This window comes from Massilia sp. Mn16-1_5, from assembly GCF_004798585.1.
Lineage (GTDB): Bacteria > Pseudomonadota > Gammaproteobacteria > Burkholderiales > Burkholderiaceae_D > Telluria.
This window is the reverse complement of the sequence record NZ_PPXQ01000003.1, coordinates 242698-261874: the sequence shown is the minus strand read 5'-3', so window position 1 is coordinate 261874 and position 19177 is coordinate 242698. Positions and strand designations below refer to the sequence as shown.

Annotated in this window: 16 protein-coding genes and 2 tRNA genes; 8 read left to right on the top strand and 10 right to left on the bottom strand. The window is 62.6% G+C overall.

Annotated features, from left to right (window positions below; genetic code table 11):
- Positions 1 to 179: 179 nt before the first annotated feature.
- From C2862_RS04960 to C2862_RS04945, 4 genes are read right to left on the bottom strand one after another with little or no spacing between them, the layout of a single operon-like run.
- Positions 180 to 1448, bottom strand: a complete 1269-nt coding sequence (locus tag C2862_RS04960) for a mechanosensitive ion channel family protein (protein ID WP_136218996.1) — start codon at positions 1446 to 1448, stop codon at positions 180 to 182.
- A gap of 18 nt (positions 1449 to 1466) precedes the next feature.
- Positions 1467 to 2777, bottom strand: coding sequence for an RsmB/NOP family class I SAM-dependent RNA methyltransferase (locus C2862_RS04955; RefSeq protein ID WP_136218995.1), 1311 nt, complete (start codon positions 2775 to 2777; stop codon positions 1467 to 1469).
- A 30-nt stretch (positions 2778 to 2807) separates the two neighbouring features.
- Positions 2808 to 3440, bottom strand: coding sequence for a phosphoribosylglycinamide formyltransferase (purN, locus tag C2862_RS04950; protein ID WP_136218994.1), 633 nt, complete (start codon positions 3438 to 3440; stop codon positions 2808 to 2810).
- Positions 3441 to 3498: 58 nt separating this feature from the next.
- Entirely contained in the window at positions 3499 to 3897 is a 399-nt protein-coding gene (locus C2862_RS04945; RefSeq protein ID WP_136218993.1) for a barstar family protein, read from the bottom strand.
- Positions 3898 to 4274: 377 nt separating this feature from the next.
- Between C2862_RS04945 and C2862_RS04940 the strand changes: the two genes are divergently transcribed.
- The 4 genes from C2862_RS04940 to C2862_RS04925 all read left to right on the top strand — a co-directional run bounded on the left by C2862_RS04940 (position 4275) and on the right by C2862_RS04925 (position 7668).
- Positions 4275 to 4787 carry a glycine zipper 2TM domain-containing protein gene (locus C2862_RS04940; RefSeq protein ID WP_136218992.1) on the top strand — a complete coding sequence of 171 codons (513 nt, stop codon included), beginning with the start codon at positions 4275 to 4277 and terminating at the stop codon, positions 4785 to 4787.
- 121 nt (positions 4788 to 4908) lie between these two features.
- Positions 4909 to 5691, top strand: a complete 783-nt coding sequence (locus C2862_RS04935; RefSeq protein ID WP_136218991.1) for a spermidine synthase — start codon at positions 4909 to 4911, stop codon at positions 5689 to 5691.
- A gap of 18 nt (positions 5692 to 5709) precedes the next feature.
- On the top strand, positions 5710 to 7533 hold the full coding sequence (locus C2862_RS04930) for a GspE/PulE family protein (RefSeq protein ID WP_136218990.1): 1824 nt from the start codon (positions 5710 to 5712) through the stop codon (positions 7531 to 7533).
- A gap of 59 nt (positions 7534 to 7592) precedes the next feature.
- Positions 7593 to 7668: transfer RNA gene (locus tag C2862_RS04925), tRNA-Lys, on the top strand.
- Between the two features lie 62 nt (positions 7669 to 7730).
- On the opposite strand, the gene C2862_RS04920 is transcribed toward C2862_RS04925, so the two are convergent.
- The 4 genes from C2862_RS04920 to C2862_RS04905 are packed head-to-tail and all read right to left on the bottom strand — an operon-like array spanning position 7731 to position 13945.
- A complete protein-coding gene (locus C2862_RS04920) occupies positions 7731 to 9626 on the bottom strand; it encodes a DUF2235 domain-containing protein (protein ID WP_136218989.1) in 1896 nt (631 codons plus the stop codon).
- The gene (locus tag C2862_RS04915) at positions 9596 to 10333 is read right to left on the bottom strand and encodes a DUF3304 domain-containing protein (protein ID WP_136218988.1); all 738 of its coding nucleotides are present in this window, start codon (positions 10331 to 10333) and stop codon (positions 9596 to 9598) included. The genes C2862_RS04920 and C2862_RS04915 overlap by 31 nt, the downstream gene beginning before the upstream one ends.
- Positions 10333 to 11148, bottom strand: coding sequence for a DUF4123 domain-containing protein (locus tag C2862_RS04910; protein WP_136218987.1), 816 nt, complete (start codon positions 11146 to 11148; stop codon positions 10333 to 10335). Before C2862_RS04910 ends, C2862_RS04915 begins: the two co-directional genes overlap by 1 nt.
- Position 11149: 1 nt before the next feature.
- Positions 11150 to 13945, bottom strand: a complete 2796-nt coding sequence (locus C2862_RS04905) for a type VI secretion system Vgr family protein (protein WP_136218986.1) — start codon at positions 13943 to 13945, stop codon at positions 11150 to 11152.
- A 225-nt stretch (positions 13946 to 14170) separates the two neighbouring features.
- Between C2862_RS04905 and C2862_RS04900 the strand changes: the two genes are divergently transcribed.
- From C2862_RS04900 to C2862_RS04885, 4 genes are all read left to right on the top strand, one after another.
- Positions 14171 to 14686, top strand: a complete 516-nt coding sequence (locus C2862_RS04900; RefSeq protein WP_229467294.1) for a hypothetical protein — start codon at positions 14171 to 14173, stop codon at positions 14684 to 14686.
- 70 nt (positions 14687 to 14756) lie between these two features.
- Positions 14757 to 14832 (top strand) — tRNA-Lys (locus C2862_RS04895).
- A 78-nt stretch (positions 14833 to 14910) separates the two neighbouring features.
- On the top strand, positions 14911 to 15507 hold the full coding sequence (locus tag C2862_RS04890) for a YigZ family protein (protein ID WP_136218985.1): 597 nt from the start codon (positions 14911 to 14913) through the stop codon (positions 15505 to 15507).
- A 141-nt stretch (positions 15508 to 15648) separates the two neighbouring features.
- Positions 15649 to 16854 carry an MFS transporter gene (locus C2862_RS04885; protein WP_136218984.1) on the top strand — a complete coding sequence of 402 codons (1206 nt, stop codon included), beginning with the start codon at positions 15649 to 15651 and terminating at the stop codon, positions 16852 to 16854.
- Here the strand turns inward: C2862_RS04885 and C2862_RS04880 are convergent.
- Positions 16851 to 17612: a slipin family protein gene (locus C2862_RS04880; RefSeq protein ID WP_136218983.1), complete on the bottom strand. Its 762-nt coding sequence runs from the start codon at positions 17610 to 17612 to the stop codon at positions 16851 to 16853. The two genes, C2862_RS04885 and C2862_RS04880, sit on opposite strands and share 4 nt — an antisense overlap.
- 9 nt (positions 17613 to 17621) lie before the next feature.
- On the bottom strand, positions 17622 to 19073 hold the full coding sequence (locus tag C2862_RS04875) for a nodulation protein NfeD (protein ID WP_229467293.1): 1452 nt from the start codon (positions 19071 to 19073) through the stop codon (positions 17622 to 17624).
- Positions 19074 to 19177: the final 104 nt, after the last annotated feature.

Below are 19177 nucleotides of genomic sequence, written 5' to 3'. Positions count from 1 at the left end.
AAGAGTAATTGCTGTCTGGTGCACGCCGTCTTTTCTGGGAGAGGGTCGTCAGGGACGGGCCGGAATGGCCCGGATCGCCAAGCACGCATTTTACGCACTTCCAGTGACGCACGGCATGACGAACGCAGCTAAATTGCGTCGAAATGCGAAATGTGCGCCACATTCATGGCAGATGTGCATCAAACCTGGGGGATTTGTGGCGGCAAGCCCAAACGGATGCTGCCCGAATGAACAAGAGAATAGATATTCTTGTTCACGGCCGAGATCACGCCGCCCGTACCCTTCTCGGCATCAATGATCGAAAAGCCCAGTTCCAACTCATAGCCGGCCGGTCCGAAAGCATTCAGCTGGACCGATGGTGCCGGGTCCGCGATCACGCGCTCGACATTGTCCGCCTGGCGCACCAGCAGGTTCATGACTTCGTCCAGGTCGCTGTCGTAGGCCACCGTGATGCGCGTAGTCAGGCGCACCGCCTTGTTGGTGGCGGCCTGGTTCAGCACCACGCCCGTGATGAGCATTTCGTTCGGCAGCAGGGTTTGCGTACCGTCAAGCGCCTGCAGGACCGTGGTACGGGTGTTGATGCGCGCCACCCGGCCGGAGTATTTGTCGACCGTGATCGGATCGCCGATCGACAGGCTGCGCTCCAGCAGGATGATGAAGCCGGACACGTAGTTACTTGCGATCCTTTGCATGCCGAGACCGAGACCGACGCCGAGGGCGCCGCCGAACACCGACAGCACGGTCAGGTCGAGACCGACCAGGTTCAGGCTGACCAGTACCGAGACCAGGATCAGCAGCGCCCGCGCCACGCGCGCCAGAACCACGCGCGAGGAGGTGTGCATCCCCTGCAGGCCCATCAGGCGTTCCTCGATGGCCGCACCGGCCCACAGGGCCAGCATCATCAGCACGACGACCGACACGGCCCCCTGCAGGATGTCCAGCAGGGTCGCCTTGTGTTTGCCGATCGGCAGCACTTTACTGTCGAGGAACTGGACGATGTCCGGCCACATGCCGGTCAGGTAGAGGGCGACGCCGAGCCAGACCACCAGCGCCAGGATCTTCTCGAAGGTCTGCAGCGCCGTACCCAGGGGACCATGACGCGCGAACACCCGGCGCAGCAGGTAGAACACGATACGGATCAGCGCCATCGAGGTGAACAGCGGCAAGGCCACGCGCAGCAGGTGCACGCTTTGATGCTTCTGCAACGCGATCTTCGCGCCCCAGACCAGGGCCGCGATCAGCAGCGGTGCCAGCACGCGGCCGAAGCCTTCCACGCCGATGCGGCGGATCGCATTCTGGGAATCGTCTTCATGCAGCCAGCTGCGCCGGATCAGGCGCGCCAGCAGCAGGCCGACGAGCACCGCGCCGACGATGGCCAACGCCTGCCACAGGATGCGGGGATTGCTGATGTCTTCCAGCAGGTCCTGCAGCAGGTCGGTGATCGGCATCGGGCTGCGGCTCCTCAATTACGCTTCGGTATCGTCAGTGTCGGCAGCGTCGGCCTTCGGCTTTTTCGCGGCCATTGCCTTACGCTCCAGCACGGCGGCGAAGAAGCCGTCGGTGTTGTGCTTGTGCGGCAACAGTTTGAGGTAGCGGTCCATCTCGAGATCGATCTTCTGCTCGGCCAGCACCTTGCTCATCGGCACCAGTTCGAAGTCCGGATGCGAAGCCAGGAATTGCTCGACGATGAAGTCGTTCTCTTCGTTCAGCAGCGAGCAGGTGGCGTAGACCAGGCGGCCGCCGCCCTTCAGGAGGCGCGCGGCGCCGTCCAGGATCGACGCCTGTTTTTCCTGCATCTCCGCCACGGCGCTTTGCGGCTGGCGCCATTTGACGTCCGGATTGCGGCGCAGGGTGCCGAGGCCCGAGCATGGAGCGTCGACCAGCACGCGGTCGATCTTGCCGGCCAGGCGCTTGATCTTCGCATCGCGTTCGTGCGCGATCAGGACCGGGTGCACGTTCGACAGGCCGCTGCGCGCCAGGCGCGGTTTGAGCTTGCCGAGGCGTTTTTCCGAGACATCGAAGGCGTACAGGCGGCCGGTATTGCGCATCGTCGCGCCCAGGGCCAGGGTCTTGCCGCCGGCACCGGCGCAAAAGTCGACCACCATCTCGCCGCGGCGCGCGGCCAGGATCTGCGCCAGCACCTGGCTGCCCTCGTCCTGCACCTCGATCGCGCCTTCTTTGAACAGCGGCAGGTTCTGCAGTGCCGGCTTCTTCTTGATGCGCAGGCCGAGGGGCGAATACGGAGTCGGCTCGGCGGCGATCGGCGCTTCCGCCAGCTTGGCGATGACCTCGTCGCGATTCGCCTTGATCGAATTCACGCGCAGGTCGAGCGGCGCCGGCGTGTTCAGCACGGCCGACAATTCCTTCGCTTCCTGCTCGCCGAACTGGGCCACCAGCTTATCGAACAGCCACTGCGGCATGTTCGCCTGCGCCAGCGGCGGCAGCAGGCTGCGGTCGATTTGCTGCATGCGAGTGAGGAATTCGGTTTCGTCCTCGTGCAGGCCGCTCAGGGCGTCGATGCCGACCGTTTCGGCCAGGCCCAGCAGGGCCAGGCGGCGCATCGAAGGCGTGCCGCCGGTGCCGCCGAATTCGGTGAAGAAGGTTTTGTTGCGCAACACGGCATACACCGCTTCGGCAACGACGCCGCGCTCGCGCGAACCGAGACGTTGATGGTCCTTGAAATAACGCGACAGGGTGACGTCGGCCGGGGCCGTAAAGCGCAAGATCTCGCGCAGCACCTCTTCGGTGCTGCCGAGAATTGCTGGTGGCAATCTCATGAAAATCCTTGAATGACTACGAACTACGAATTAATTACTAATGGGATCGGCAAGGCGCGCATCCAGGATGCGTACGTTGCCATGTTCGATACTGAGCCGGTCCTCGACGAAGAGGCGCACGGCATGTGGGTAGAGCTTGTGTTCCTCGGCAAGCACGCGCGCGGCGAGCGTGTCCTCGGTGTCGCCCGGCAGCACGGGAACCCGCGCCTGCGCCACGACCGGACCGTGATCGAGCTCGGCAGTGACGAAATGCACGGTCGCGCCATGCTCGAGCACGCCGCCCTCGAGCGCCTGCCGGTGCGTCGCCAAGCCCGGGAAGGCCGGCAGCAGCGACGGGTGGATGTTCAGCATGCGCCCGGCGTAATGTTCGACGAAACCTGGGGTCAGGATCCGCATGAAGCCGGCCAGCACGACCAGGTCGGGCGCGTGACGGTCGATCTCCTGCTGCAAGGCTGCATCGAATGCCTCGCGGCTGGCGAATTCCTTGCTCGGCACGACGGCAGTCGGGATGCCGCGTGCCTGCGCGAACGCCAGGCCCGCCGCATCGGGCCGGTTGCTGATGACTGCCGCGATTCGGGCCGGCCACCCCTCAACTTGCGCGGCGCGCACGACCGCTTCCATATTGCTGCCGCGGCCGGAAATGAGGATGACGATGTTTTTCATAGCGCGCATTGTACCGCAAGCCCCTGTGGCGGCCGCGGCCCCGGGAGGCTGGAAGGCCTTACTCGAAGGAATAGAATACGCGGAACGGAACTTTCTTCTCGGCCCAGAATTCGGCCGCGTCGCGAAACACGTCGAGCAGGGTCTCGCGCGCTTCCTTGTCGAATTTCTGAGTGTTTGGCAATTGCTCCAGCACGACGAGGAAGCCCGGCTGGGCGCCCGCCTCGGAAACGGTATTGGTCAGGCAGTTACGCAGGGCGTCGAAGTTCTTGCTGCAGGGCTTGGTGAAATAGAAGTTTTCGCCGATGCGGGCACACACCTGTTGCTTGGTCAGCGTGTTCGCGCAATGCGCGTACAGGAAATGGTGGCCCAGTCGCGCCGCTTCTTCCTGCAGCTCGGGCACACGATAGGCACGAATCGACTGCACAAGATTGGACGGCACTCTCATCAACATACTCATTTTTCCCTCAAGTCGACCTGGTGTGTGGTTCGAATCGCCGGGCCGCTCACCATGCGCGCCTGGTCGGTAACGCTGTTCTCCTAAATCGTTGCCACGCGCCAATAACCCTGAGTGTGTAAGGGTAACGTTTTGTGGTAGCCGAAGCAACCCGAATGTGTCCTTACGCCGTAAATTTGAAAGAAAATGCCGCTTTTGGGGCGGAATCGAGGCCGAATCGGGGCTGTTTCGCGTGTTTTGCCATTCTGTCGGTAGCGCTGAGGTATATGCATCGCTGTTACATTTTGTTGCCACACAGATCGTTATTGCAGGCGCGCCGGGATTAACATACATGGGTGGACGTGAATCCTTACTATGCAGCACCAACGACGAGGTTCCTGATGAACATGCAAACCAAACTGATGATTTCCGCCCTGGGTCTGTGCGCACTGCCGCTGGCCCAGGCAGCCGAATTCGAAGACTTCGGCCGCGTGGTGCGCGTACAGCCACGCGTCGAGCAAATCCGCCAGCCGCGCCAGGAATGCCGTACCGAATACCAGCAAGTACCGGTCCAGCAGCAGCGCGGCACCGGCGGCTCGGTGGTCGGCGGCATCGCCGGCGCCCTGCTCGGCAGCCAGGTCGGCAGCGGCAACGGTAAAGTCGCGGCAGCCGCCGCCGGCGCCATTGCCGGCGCCATGGTCGGCGACCGTGTCGAAAACAACGGCCGCCAGGATTACAACGGCGTGCAGGAACAAGCCGTGCGCCAGTGCCGCACCGTCGACGCTTTCGAGCAGCGCACCACCGGCTACGACGTGACCTACGAATACCGCGGCCGGACCGAGACCGCCTTCATGCAGCGCGACCCGGGCAACCGTATCCGCCTGCGCGTGTCGGTGGAACCGGACCAGTATTAATTTGTAAGCTTGCCATCGGCGCGGAGGACGCCCCCTCCTTCTCCACGCCGACCTCTTCCCGTTGCGCTTGCGCAGCGGGAACCCCGCACCTGATAATAGGACGATTCAACCAGGTCGCCCTATGCTTATCAAACGCAAGTCCATCGAACAAGCCGAATCCTCGCGCCGCCCCGCGCGCAAACCCAAATTCGCTCCCGTGACGCTGTCCGAACAGGACGGTGTGCGCTATCTCCATTTCGGCACCGAATGGGTGCAAGGCGCCATGCGCATCCGGAAGCCGGACTGGCCGGAACTCGAATACGCGCAGCAGATGATGGCCTGGATGCTGTTCATCGAGTCTCCTCGTCAGATCGCACAACTCGGCCTGGGTTCGGCCACGCTCACCAAATATTGCTATCGCCAGTTTCCGGAGGCGCAAGTAACCGCCGTCGAACTGAATCCCTCGGTGATCGCCATCTGCGACACGATGTTCAAGCTGCCGCCGCGCGACGAGCGCCTGCAAATCCTGGAGATGGATGCCCTCGACTTCGTCGAAGACCCGGCCAACCACGGCGTCTTCGACGTGCTGCAGTGCGATTTGTACGACGCCACCGCGCGCGGCCCGGTCCTCGATACCCCCGAGTTCTATGCCGCGTGTAACGACTGCCTGACCGAGCAGGGCGTCATGACGGTCAACCTGTTCGGCGACCACCCGAGCTACAACAAGAACATCAAGGCGATGAACTTCGCCTTCGACCACGTGATCTGCCTGCCCGAGGTGCACGATGGGAACGTCGTCGCCCTGTGCTTCAAGACCCGGCCCACACTCGACGACGCCGCCCTGGCCGCCCGTGCGGCCGCCATTGTCGCGGCAACGAAACTGCCGGCGAAATCGTGGGTCAAGGGCATCCAGTCAGCGCGATAAACTGAACGACGAGGGAACATGAACGCCAACGCACCCCAGCCCGCTTCCCTCCCCCGCCCCCCGGCGCGCCCGCGCCGGCTCGACCTGCAAACCATTTTTTCGTGGCTGCTGGCCGACGGTATCGTCGAAAAGGACAAGGTCAAGGCGCATTTCGCCCAGGCCCAGGGCATTCTCAAGAATGCGGCGGGCTCGATGCACCCGCTGACCAGCGTGGCCCAGTGCAAGCTGGTCTCGCAGCAGCCGCCGCACCGCCTGCTGACGCTGGACGTGCTGAGCGAATGGTGCGCCGCCAAGGTCGGCCTGCCCTTCATCCGCATCGATCCTTTAAAAATCGATTTCACCAAGGTAGCGGACGTGATGTCGGCCAGCTACGCGGCGCGTTTCAACATCCTGCCGGTCGACATCAGCGCGACGACGCTGACGGTGGCCACCGCCGACCCGTTTGCAACCGAGTGGGAAGCCGAGATCGCCAAGGTCGCGCGCCGCCGCATCGAGCTGGTGCTGGCCAATCCCCTCGACATCGCGCAATACATTTCCCAGTTCTTCAGCCTGGCGAAATCGATTCGTGACGCCAACAAGACCAATGCCCAGGACCTGGCGTTACGCAACAACTTCGAGCAGCTGGTCGAACTGGGCAAGGCGAATAAACAGTTCGACGCCAACGACCAGCACATCGTCAACATCGTCGACTGGCTGTGGGGCTACGCCTTCGAGCAGCGGGCGTCGGACATCCACCTGGAACCGAAGCGCGAGATCGCGGTCATCCGCTTCCGCATCGACGGCGTGCTGCACCAGGTGTACCAGGTGCCGGCCGCCGTGATGCTGGCGATGACGGCGCGCATCAAGCTGCTGGGCCGGATGGACGTCATCGAAAAGCGCCGCCCGCAGGACGGCCGCATCAAGACCCGCACCGCCGCCGGCCAGGAAGTCGAGCTGCGCCTGTCGACCATGCCGACCGCCTTCGGCGAAAAGCTGGTGATGCGGATTTTCGATCCCGAAGTCGTCGTCAAGACCCTGCCGGAACTCGGCTTCCCACCCGACGACGCCGCGCGCTGGGACGCACTGACGAACCGCCCGCACGGCATCATCCTCGTCACCGGACCGACCGGCTCCGGCAAGACGACGACGCTGTACACGACACTGAAAGCGCTGGCGACCAACGAAGTGAATGTTTGCACGGTCGAGGACCCGATCGAGATGGTCGAAGCGTCCTTCAACCAGATGCAGGTCCAGCCCGGCATCGACCTGTCCTTTGCCGACGGTGTGCGCGCGCTCATGCGCCAAGACCCCGACATCATCATGGTCGGCGAGATCCGCGACCTGGCGACAGCCGAGATGGCGATCCAGGCCGCACTGACGGGCCACCTGGTGCTGTCTACCCTGCACACCAACGACGCGCCCTCGGCCGTGATGCGCTTGCTCGAACTGGGCGTGCCCGATTACCTGCTGGAAGCGACCCTGATCGGCGTGATGGCCCAGCGCCTGGTCCGCACCCTATGCCCGGACTGCAAGGCGCCCGACGGCGAGCTGGGCGACGACGTCTGGCAAAGCCTGGGCGGAAGCTGGAACTTGCCGAAGCCGGCGACAGTCTATCGTCCAATCGGTTGTCCCGAATGCCGCCAGACGGGTTACCGTGGCAGAACTGGGCTGTACGAGTTGCTGACGGTATCGGAGGCCTTTACCCGCCTGATCGGCGAGTCCGTCGACCTGGCCGGTCTGCGGCAGCAGAGCGTGCAGGATGGCATGAAGCCGCTGCGGATCGCGGGTGCGATGAAGATCATCGAGGGCGCGACGACGGCCGAGGAAGTGCTGAAAGTGACGGCGGCGCTGTCGGCTGCTTAGCTTGCTGCTAGTTGGCACTAGCGCAAACGCGAATCACCGGCTATAATGCTGCCTCTTTCGGGTCGTTAGCTCAGCTGGTAGAGCAGCGGACTTTTAATCCGTTGGTCGCAGGTTCGAATCCCGCACGGCCTACCACGAATTTAGTAGCAGCAATGAAGGCGTCATGATTGATCATGGCGCCTTTTTTGTTTTGACTCTCAGCCGGCCAGCCTATCGGGATCATTGGTGGAATTCGCCGAGAGCAGAACCGCATCCTCCCCCCCATATACCTTCCGAAAACGCAAGTATCCTGCTTTGCCACCCATAAATGGTTCTCGTGCCCCTGCAATCTTGAATGCAGCGCGCGAATCGTGCACATAGTTGTCAAAAAAGGAGACCACTGCGTCCGGCGGTCGTGGCGACTCTTGCCACCATCTGGCAATCTCCTCCCACTCTGCCAGGTGCTCGTTATCGAAACCCATTTTTTGCTGGGCCGGGCGGAACGTAGGGCCTTTCTCTTTGCGCCAGCGAATAAACGCGGCAATTTCTTCTTCAAATTCTTGTGCAGCGCCTTGCAGATCACTTTGGTCAAGCTTCGAGGCGCGCAGAAAGCTCGCTGTTTGCTGCAGTGGTGTCTTTTGCGTGACGCGACGCATCAAACGCCACTCCATCTGCTTGCGCGCTTGTTCGCGCATGATCTGATGGATTGATCCTTGCGTAATCTGGCACGTTGAGATGTAAGCGTTGAACGCTTCGATTGTCGTGGCTTTCAGTGCAAAGCGATTCTTTGCGATGGCGTTCGCCGTCTCGAGTTTTAGCGGAACGCCGTTCATGCGTGCTGCTTTATACATCATTAGTAGGGGAATCCGAGACAGCATATCGTCGCCATTCGCATCAGTTCCTTTTCCCTGTTGACATGGACTATAGCCGCAACCGATATCCGAATGCACACCCGGAACAACGATCTCCTCACTACCCGCCGGCAGATTCCCGTTAACCGAAATGGAATCGACCGGAAAGCTGCGTCGCGCTTCATGTGCAGCAACAAGATGCAGACATTTAAGGCCCGCCGGAATTCTTAGGCTATCCTCGGCATCTGCCCATGCGCCGTGACCATCAAGGAAGGCTAATGCCATATTACTGCCCATCGTATTACCGAGACCCACTGAAGCAACTGTGTCGAATACCCCAAGAAAATCGAAGACAACATCAAAGCCGCCCAGCGACATCTGCCCTCGACGCTCATGAACTTCGGCATCGAGCTTGCACAAGGATTGGAGCCAATTTGTGAAGACCCGCGCCTGTGTCGCCCCCCGCGAAAAACCGAATATCGACACATAGATTGTTTTGACAACAGCTGGATCAACTTTTGCAGGCTTTCCAGTTTTAGGATCTGGCCTGTGCTGAGCAATGGCGCTCTTAAGCTTGAGTAGGATTTTTTTGAATTCTTGCCGCGCACGGATGTTGGTTGAGTTACCTCCTACCCCATTGTAGGCGGCTCCCGGATTAGTCATCATCGCTCTCGCATACTTGTTGAGAAAAATACGCCGAATTAAGCAATCTATCTCAGCTTGCGTGATCAGTGGTGTTTTCAGGAAGTATCGGTGAATATTGTTGATCGCCTGTAGGAGTGCCCAGATAATTCGGCGCTCACCAAGTGCCCCCGAAGCGCCACCTGTGGCTTCATCGAGTCCAGCACCTGTATCGCCGACCTGGGCAAATGGTGAAGATACACCAGGTATGTAGACCTTGAAAAAGTGTGTGTACCGCTCGGGCTTGTGCTGCCAGTCAGTAGAAGTAGGTAGCACACCAGGCACGCTCAAGCCTGGAAAGCAATCATATAGTCGGGCGACGTTGGAATGATTTTTTATAGCGTCTGCTTGAACATAGTTGTTCTTGGTTCCATCAAAAAAGAAGCCGAAGAAAAGATTGGTTTCGCACGATTTTCCTGGCACCCCGATTATTGGTTGCTCTCTAGATTCAAATTCCTTACCGATTATCTTCTTTTGTATGCTACTAAAAAAATTTTCAAGATCGATAGCCTTACTAAACTCCACCCCAACCGGCATTGATAACTTAGCACTCATGCCTTTTGATCCATAATAGTTTTCCATGATCTAAGACTATTCTCAAGCCCCTCATCGTATTCTTTACGCAAAGAATCAAGATATTTCTGATCATGTGGACCTTCAAATCCTTCTAGATCTGAGGGAGCGCTCTTTTTTGACTCAGCCCAAAAAAATTCGGCATGCTTTTGAGGATTCACCCCTAAATCGTCCAAGAGAGAAACGTAGAGTCTTACGAAGATTTCTTCATGTTTTCGATATACCTCCCATTTCTCGCGCTGGTATTCAATCGACGGCACTGGCCAGCCTTTTACTTTTCCTGGCCATTGCGCGTGATCTGGCTGAAAATCGCTAGAAACGACCCCGATACTCCCGTCCGCGTTACGCAAGACCCAAAGTTCGCCCGGTTTGCCGTCAACATACTTCGGCACCTCGACAACATGCGCTTGCTTAATCTCAGGCAGACTGCCGTCGGGCAGCTGTTTCAGCCAGTGGATCGTGCGAATGTGAAGCTTGGTCCCAGGCCGCCATTTGCGCGGCAGCGTCGCGCAGCATGTCGTACCGCCTGCGCTGAAGGAATCGATGTGCTCTCCGCCGACGATTTGATCGGGCTTCGCCGGATTCATGACCATGTAAGTGAACGGTTCCACGGTGTAGTTGACTCCATGCAGACTGACGCTAACTGTGGATTCTCCGCAGGCAGACAAAAGAGATGCACCGAGTAGGAGTACCGGCAGCCAAAACGACCGAGTCATTACTGCTCCTCAAAAAGGTAACTTGTTTTCCATATCTCGAACGCCGCTCCTGCAATGCCGTCGGGCTGATTTTCGGCGTATTGCCAATACCAAATGCACCATGAGAGAAGGCTGTCATCAGCCAGCTCTGCCGAGATCGCAGTTTGTAGAGCGGCTACCATCCGCGCATGGCTGATAGAAGGATGCGTACCTACCTCGCACCCTCGATCCCCGAGCAGTACGAGCAGCTCGTCTACCCTGCTGTCATCGACAAGGGTGGCAAACTGACCGTCATTCAAGACAGGATTGATAGCGGGCTGTGCCATGGCGCCTTCAACATCGAATTCATCCCAGCAGCCATTTCGATTGACATATGACCAGCGCGCAACAGGACCAAGGAACTGCATGCGTTGTGCTGGCTCGAGGGTTCGGATAATCGCGGGCAGACGCCGCGTATCGGCAAAGCGGAAATTGAAGCGTTGCCTGTCGGCCTCGATGACACACCATGCAGACAAGCGCTCGGACAACTGTGCCAGCGATTCGGATGTTTCAATCAGGCTCAGCATGGGCCATCCGATGCAGCGATGCAGAAGCGACCGCATCCGTTTGTCGGACGGGACGTAAGGCGTCAGGAATGGCGACGCATCGGCCGCTTCGTCGCTGCAAGCTGGAAGAGAGGCAAACAACAGGGATTTGCACTCGGCGGCAAGCATTTTGTGCAAACCTGGAACAAATGCACCGTCAATCAGCAGATACAGCTTGTTTGAATCGATCAGCTCATCTGCGCGCTGATCGAGCTCATCGAATACGTCATAATGAAAGGCATCGATCAGCATGTCATTCCACCATCGTGAATGCGGGGCCTGCTTCCAGCGATTTCTTCAAGCAGGCGACGCAGATACTGTTCGGCAGCGCAGGCAGGTCGTAGACCAGTTTGACGGGCCCCGTAAAACTCTTCTTCCCCGCATGCACCCTGATCTTCCCCGGACACTGCACCGTAATATTCCCTCCCTCGATCGTGATATTCGCCCCACCAGCCGTCGATAACCTGATCCGCTTCGCCGCTGCCCAGTCGATATGCGCGTTCGCGCTGACGACATTGATCTCATCGCGTGCCTGCACCTTCAGTTCGTCGGCCTGGGCCTGAATATCGATGGCGTCCTTCGCTGTGATCAGGTGCAGCCCGAGCCCGTCCTCGCCAACTTTTACGGCACCGCCCAGCATGCCGATCGCCTGCCCGGAATGAACCCGCATCTGGCCGCCGGTGACAAATTGCGTGTCCTGCCCGCTCATGACGGTCACCGTTTCGCCGTTCGCCAGTTGCAGGCTCTGCCCGGCATTCGCGGCGAAACCGTCCTGCGCGGCGATGGCAATGAGGGGATCGCTGAAATGTGGAAGCCCAGCATCGGCGGCGCCAAAGCTGTCCTTGCCCGACGCTCCGGATGCGCTCGCGAGCATGGCCTTGAGCGGCGCGGATTTTTCATCGAGAACGCTGGCGTTGGACTTGCCGGCGCCGAGGTGACTGGAAAACGCCACTGTCTGGTGCGTCTGCGCGGCCGTACTGAAGGTGTCCGCCCATTGCGTTGCCTGCTTTAACAGAGCGAGCGCACCGGCGACCTCGCCGGCCGCGTCGCGCGCCGCGGCGCTGTGCTGGATCTTGTAGATCGTGATGAGCAGGCCCGCTCCCGCCCTGACGGCGCCGTAGGCGTCGGTCCGCAATTCCGCGCCCAGGCCGCGGAAGCTGCCGCGGTAGTTGTCGGCGGCGTGGATCAGGTGGCCGAGGTTGAGCTCGGTCGAGGCATGGGTGCAGCGCAACTGGACGCGTCCCTGGCCGTCCGTGTCGTCGAACAGCAGCTGGTTGTAGCCGGCGCCGCCGAATTCCTTGCTGCGGATACCCCACTGGGCGGCGCCGTTGCGGTGGCCCGCGTTATCAGCCGACGCGCCGTGCCAGACGGGGCTATTGCCACCGGCCAGGTTGGCCTGTCCGGATGGCGCGTGGTCGTGGGCCTGGACGAAAGGCGATGCGGGGTCGGCAGTGCGCTGGCCGCCCGGCGTCGGGGCAATACCGCCCTCCCCCTGGCCGTTGTACAGGGCGCCGATGACGATTGGGCGGTCGATGTCGTTTTCGAGAAATTGCACCAGCACTTCCTGGCCGATGCGCGGCAGGAACTGGCTGCCCATGCCGCCGCCGGCCGCGCGCTGTGCCACGCGTACCCAGCAGCTGGCCTGTCCGCTGTCCTGCCAGTGGTAGCGGATGCGTACCCGGCCCAGGCGGTCGCAATGGAGTTCGTCGGCGTCCTGTGGTTGATCATTGCCGTCGGCGCCGATGACGATTGCGCTTTGGGCGCCGCGCGCGGTGGGCCGAGCGCACTGGCGGCTGTCCGGGCGCCAGGGCAGCTCGGCGGGCATGGCGTCGAAACAATTGGCGTAGCCGGTTTCGCGGGCCTGGACGATGGCCCGCGCGAAGTCCACGGGAAGGTCGCGCCCAGCCGCTTCTTCCAGCAATTCCGGAATCGGCCCGAACAGTTCCGCAAGCGCATGCTGCGCCGCGGGCGGCATGTTGTTGACACCGACGCTTGCCACGCGCAAGACCGTGAACGCCGCTTCTTCCGCCAAGCGGCCGAGCGGCATGTCGTTGACCGTGAGGCGCGTGCCGGCACGCAGGGTGCGCACCGTCGAACGGCCCTCCCACAGGGCGGCGCGTGCTTCCTGTTCCTGCATCCGCAGGTCGGCATAACGCCGGGCCTGCTCGCGGTTGGCGTAAGCGTACTGGCCGGGCACATCGTAGGATTCGAGCATGGGCAAGTTCTTGCCCTGCGCCAGCCGGGCGGGCGAGCTCGCGGCGACGGCGCCCTTGGCCTTGTAGTCGTAGCTTAATACGGTCGTGAGCGAGGCGTGCAGGCGGCGCCGTGCGCTCAAGGCCTGGACCGTGTCGCTGGCCTCGACCGAACGCACACCGTGATAGCGGACCGGGCTGCTGGTGTCGTCGGGCACGGCGCCAAGGCTGGTGCTGTCGGCAAACAGGACCACGGCCACACCGTCTGCGCCCTGCTCGCAACGCCAGCCGAGGCCCTCTTCCGCCAGCAGGCGCTGGACGAAGTCGAGGTCGGTTTCTCGGTACTGGCAGCAATAGCTGCGTAGCAACGCCTGTCCCGTGCAAGCAGCGGTGTCGTCGCTCCAGCGCCAGCGCGCCAGCGGCTGATACGCGGCAAAGACGGCGTCGACGATTTCGATCACGCTGCGGTCTTGCCATACCCGGCTGTTGCGCACCTGCCCCAGGCGCCAGATCCAGGGGACGATGCGCAGCCGGTAGCGCGCCAGGCCGCCGTCGCTGCCGAGCATCGCCACTTCGTTGATCTCGCCGGAGAAACGCTCGCGGCCACCGTTCGCCAGAGTGATGTCGAGCGCGGCAGGCTGTCCCAGCAGCGTCGCCGGGTCGAGATGGGCACTGGTCGACAGGACGATCACATCGCGCCAGCCCGGTTCCTGCAGCGCCTCGATGGCGGCGAAGGCCTCGACCAGTATGCCGCCCGAACCGCAGGCTGGATCGAGGAACGACAATTCGTACAGCCTGGTGCTACTCGAAAACTCTTGCAAGGCATCGGTGACCTGTCGAACCAGCGCACTAGTCATGGATGAACGGGCTCCTTATGCGGCGACAATATTGGGGTGGCCCGAACAGGACGGGCGTTGCCACGATACAAGTGCCGCCCCTACAGGCGCTTGCGCCCGATCATGACGTTCGCCAACTGAATCATTTCGACAACATCCGTGAGTGCATTCCGAAGTGCACTGCCGAACAGAGTCGGGCAGGAATCGCTGCTACGCTGCCTCCAACCATGACCAGTGAGGTATTCCGTGAAATTCCTGCATCGCATCAGTTCCATCGGCTACGTCATCGTTGCCCTGCTCTTCTTCATCTGCAGCTTTGCCCTGATCGTGCTTGCCGGGATGGAGATCTGGGCCGCGCTGACACCCTCCGGCGAGCAGACGGTGCAGGAGCGCTTCAAACTCATCCTGGAATGCGTGGGCTTGCTGACCATCGCCGTGGCGGCGCTCGAACTGGGGCAGACCGTGCTGGAGGAAGAGGTGCAGCGCGCGGTGCACGTCAGCGCGCCGACGCGGGTGCGGCGTTTCCTGTCGCGTTTCCTGATCGTGGTGGTGGTGTCGCTAGGCGTCGAATGCCTGATCGGCGTGTTCCAGTTCCTGCACACGCAGCCTGAACTGTTGCCGCACGTGGCCTCGATCGGCGTGGCGGCCGCGGTGCTCCTGATCAGCTGGGGCATGTTCATCCGGTCGAACGTGGATGCCGAAAAGCTCGAGCCGGAAGCCATGAAAGAAGCCCAGGAGGAAGACAAGCACGTCGAAACCTGAGGCTTTTTGCACGCGTGCGCAGGAAGTTCTTGGACATTTGCAAGAGTCCGGCTATAATCTTGCCTTCTTCGGGTCGTTAGCTCAGCTGGTAGAGCAGCGGACTTTTAATCCGTTGGTCGCAGGTTCGAATCCCGCACGGCCTACCAAAGATTCAGCGAAAACGCCAACCTTCACCGGTTGGCGTTTTTGTTTATGCGCCCGCTTTTGCTTCGATGCCTAGCGCCATGCCCCAGACCATCCTCGCCCCCGTCCACCACGAACTCCTCATCAAGAAGAGCCGCTTCATCGCCTGCGTGCAGCCGATGGCGGACCGTGCCAGTGCGCAGGCGGTCGTGAGCGACCTGCGCACCCGGCATCCGCAGGCGGCCCACGTGTGCTGGGCACTGCTGGCGGGCGGCCAGTCCGCCGCCGTCGACGATGGCGAGCCGAGCGGCACTGCCGGGCGGCCGATGCTCGATGTGCTGCGCCACCAGGACCTGGAAGGCGTGCTCGCCACCGTGGTGCGCTACTTCGGCGGCGTCAAGCTGGGCGCCGGCGGCCTGGTGCGTGCTTACACCGACAGCGTCGCCCAGGCGCTGCTGCAGGCCGAGAAAGTCGCGATCGTGCGCCATACCCTGCTTCGCTGCAGCGCGCCCTATGCCCAGGAAGGCATGATCCGGCGCGAACTCGAGGCGATGAACGCCACCCTGCTCGAGGTCAGCCACGGCGACGCCGTCGTCTTTTCCTTCAGCCTGGCCGAAGCCGACGCCCCGGCGCTGGTGGCGCGCCTGAACGAGGCCGGCCACGGCCGCATCGGCTGGATCGACGACGCTGCCGGGTAGGCCGCCCTCGCTATCAGGGCACCGAATACCTGACATCACAAGCGGAAAGCGGACTGCGCGTGCGTGGCGGGCTATAGTGGCCGGTTCCACTCGGCCCGGCATGGCGCCCGGCCGGTGTCACTACTGTAAAGACACCTTATTTTGATCAAGAAAAGCCTGCTCCCGCTGGCCCTTGGCGGCTTCGGCATTGGCATGACCGAATTCGTCATGATGGGCATCCTTCCCGATATCGCCACCGGCCTGGCCATCACGATTCCCCAGGCCGGCTACCTGATCACCGCCTATGCCCTCGGCGTCGTGGTCGGTGCGCCGACCCTCGTCAGCATGCTGGCCAAGCGCCCGCCGCGTAGTGTGCTGATCTGGTTCATGCTGATGTTTGCGGTCTTTAATGCCTTGTCCGCATTGGCGCCGAACTTTGGCTTGATGCTGGTGTCGCGCTTCCTGGCTGGCCTGCCGCATGGCGCCTTCTTCGGCGTCGGCGCCATCGTCGCCCGCCGCCTCGCCGACGAAGGCAAAGCGGCCGCCGCGATGGCGACCATGTTCACCGGCCTGACCCTGGCCAATGTGCTCGGCGTGCCGCTGGGTACCTGGCTCGGCCACAACATGAGCTGGCGCCTGGTATTCCTGATCGTGGCCGGCATCGGCCTGCTGACCGCGCTTTCGCTCAGGCAGCTGGTGCCCCACTTCGACGCGCGGCCGAGCGGCGGCATCATGAAAGACCTGCGGATTTTCCGCAGTCCGGGCTTGTGGATGGCACTGGCGATCACCTCGATCGGCACCGGTGGCTTCTTCGCCTGGTTCAGCTACATCGCGCCGCTGCTGACGGACCTGTCGCGCTTTGAACCGGGCCAGATCCCGATGATCATGACCGTGGTCGGCATCGGCATGACGGTCGGCGTGACCGCCGGCGGCCGCCTGGCCGACCGCGTCGCGCCGCTGCGCGCCGTCATGATCCTGCTGAGCACGATGACGCTCCTGCTCTTGCTCAATGGTCTGCTGGCCACCTCGCAGCCGGCCATGCTGGCGCTGGCCTTCCTCACCGGTGCGAATGCGCTGGCGCTGGGGCCGCCGATCCAGATGCTGCTGATCGACCATTCGCGCGAGGCGGAAATGCTGGGCTCCTCGCTCGGCCAGTCGGGTTTTAATATCGGCAACGCGACCGGCGCCTTCCTCGGCGGCGTCCCGCTGACCCTCGGCTACGCCTACACCGCCCCGCAATGGGTCGCAGCGGGCCTGGCCTTGACCGGTGTGCTGCTGGCGCTGGCGATGCGCTCGATGCGCTCTGCCAAGGCGCCGCAGGCGCATGCCGCTGCCCCCATCCCTGTGCGCGAAACCGAATCCGTCTAGCGCCCGCGTCCCTCGAGCAGGCTTGACAACATGTCCACCGGCAGCGGAAAGACGATGGTCGAGGTCTTGTCGCTGGCCAGCGTGGACAGGGTCTGCAGGTAGCGCAGCTGCATCGCGCCCTGCTGCCGGGCCAGCACTTCGGCGGCCTGCATCAGCTTTTCCGAAGCCTGCAATTCCCCTTCCGCATGAATCACCTTGGCGCGCCGCTCGCGTTCGGCCTCGGCCTGGCGCGCGATCGCGCGCACCATCGATTCGTCGAGGTCCACGTGCTTGATCTCGACATTGGCCACCTTGATGCCCCAGGCGTCGGTCTGGGCGTCGAGCACCTGCTGGATGTCGATGTTCAGGCGCTCGCGTTCGGCCAGCATGTCGTCCAGTTCGTGCTTGCCGAGCACCGAGCGCAGCGTGGTCTGGGCCAGCTGGCTGGTCGCCTCCATGAAGTTCGCCACCTGGATGATGGCGCGCTCCGGATCGACCACCCGGAAGTACAGCACGGCGTTCACCTTCACCGACACGTTGTCGCGCGAGATGACGTCCTGCTTCGGCACGTCGAGCACCACGGTGCGCAGGTCGACCCGCACCATTTGCTGCAGCACCGGGATCAGCAGGATCAGGCCCGGCCCTTTCACTGCCCAGAAGCGCCCTAACTGGAACACGACGCCGCGCTCGTACTCGCGCAGCACGCGCACCGACATGGCGAACAGGACCAGCACCACGACGATCAGCAGGGACAGGCCGAAACTCAGGTTGAACAGCATTTGCTTCTCCTAGTGTCCATTGGCGGGCGGATGCGATCCCTGCTCGAGCGGGGCCACCAGCAGTACACGTCCGCGCCGGCCCAGCACGCGCACCCGCTCGCCGCGCTTCAAGGGTGCCTCGGCCGCCACCTGCCAGGTCTCGCCGCCGACATTCGCCCAGCCTTCGCGCGCATCCTTGCCGGGCGCGTCACTCAGCATTTCGCCGATACCGCTCTCGAGCGCGCCCAGTGCGCCGGGACGCGGCCGGCGCCGCGTGCGCAGCGCGACCTGGGCGGTGCCCACCACCAGCAGCGCGGCGACAAAACCGATGCCGGCCACCAGGCCCAGCGGCAAACCGAAGCCCGGCGCTTCGCTGTCGAGCAGCAGCAAGGCGCCGATCACGAAGGCGATCACGCCGCCGAAGCCGATCACGCCGAAGCTGGGCAGGAAGGCTTCGGCCAGCATGCACGCCAGGCCGAACAGGATCAGCGCCAGTCCGGAATAATTGATGGGCAGCAGCTGCAAGCCGTACAGGCCCAGCAGCAGGCAGATCGCCCCGGCCACGCCGGGCAGCACCGCACCCGGACTCATGAATTCGAACAGCAAGCCGTACACGCCGACCGACAGCAGGATCAAGGCTACGCTCGGATTGGTGATCGTGGCCAGCAGGCGCGTGCGCCAGTCCGGCGGCGTGGCGGCCAGCACCAGGCCGGCGCTGTCGAGGCGCCAGGGCTGGCCGCGCACGCTCACCGTACGTCCGTGCGCCTGCGCAAGCAGCGCCGGCACGTCGCGCGCGACGATGTCGACCACCTTGGCCGCCAGCGCATCCTCGGCCGACAGGCTCACTGACTGGCGCACCGCGGCCTCGGCCCAGACCGCATTGCGTCCGCGCAGCTGGGCCAGGCCGCGCAGGTAGGCGGCGGCGTCGTTGATCGCCTTGTTTTCCATGGCCGAATGCTGGCCCTGCTTTTCTTGCGCGGGCTTGTCGGCGTCCGGCTTATCGGCGCCCGGCGAAGCGTCGCCCGGCGGAGCGCTCCCCGGCGGATCGGGCCCAGTGCCGATCTGTACCGGCGTGGCCGCGCCGATATTGGTGCCGGGCGCCATCGACGCGATGTGGCAGGCATACAGGATGTAGGTGCCGGCGCTGGCGGCGCGCGCGCCGCTCGGCGCCACGTAGCAGGCGACGGGCAGCGGCGCGGCCAGGATGGCACGCACGATGAGGCGCATGGAGGTGTCCAGCCCGCCCGGCGTATCGATCTGAAGGACGAGCAGCCGGCTGCCCCTGGCTGCCGCCTGGGCGATGCCGCGTTCGATGTAGTCGGCGTAGGCGGGACCGATCGGCCCATCGACGGTGAGCAGGCTGGAGGAAGAACTGGAAGCCGGCGCGGCCGCATCCGCCCACCCAGGTGTATGCAGCGCGCAGGGCAGGAAGGCAAGGCAAGCGATTACCCACAGCGGAAGCTGACTGATCCTTGAAAGCAAAGATGTCGGCTGACGACTCACGTTTCCTCCGCGTGGAGAACGACTCCTTGCGGTTAGAACGGCTGGCTTCGGCCTTGGTTCCCAGCTTTGCGGCCTGGCTTGAC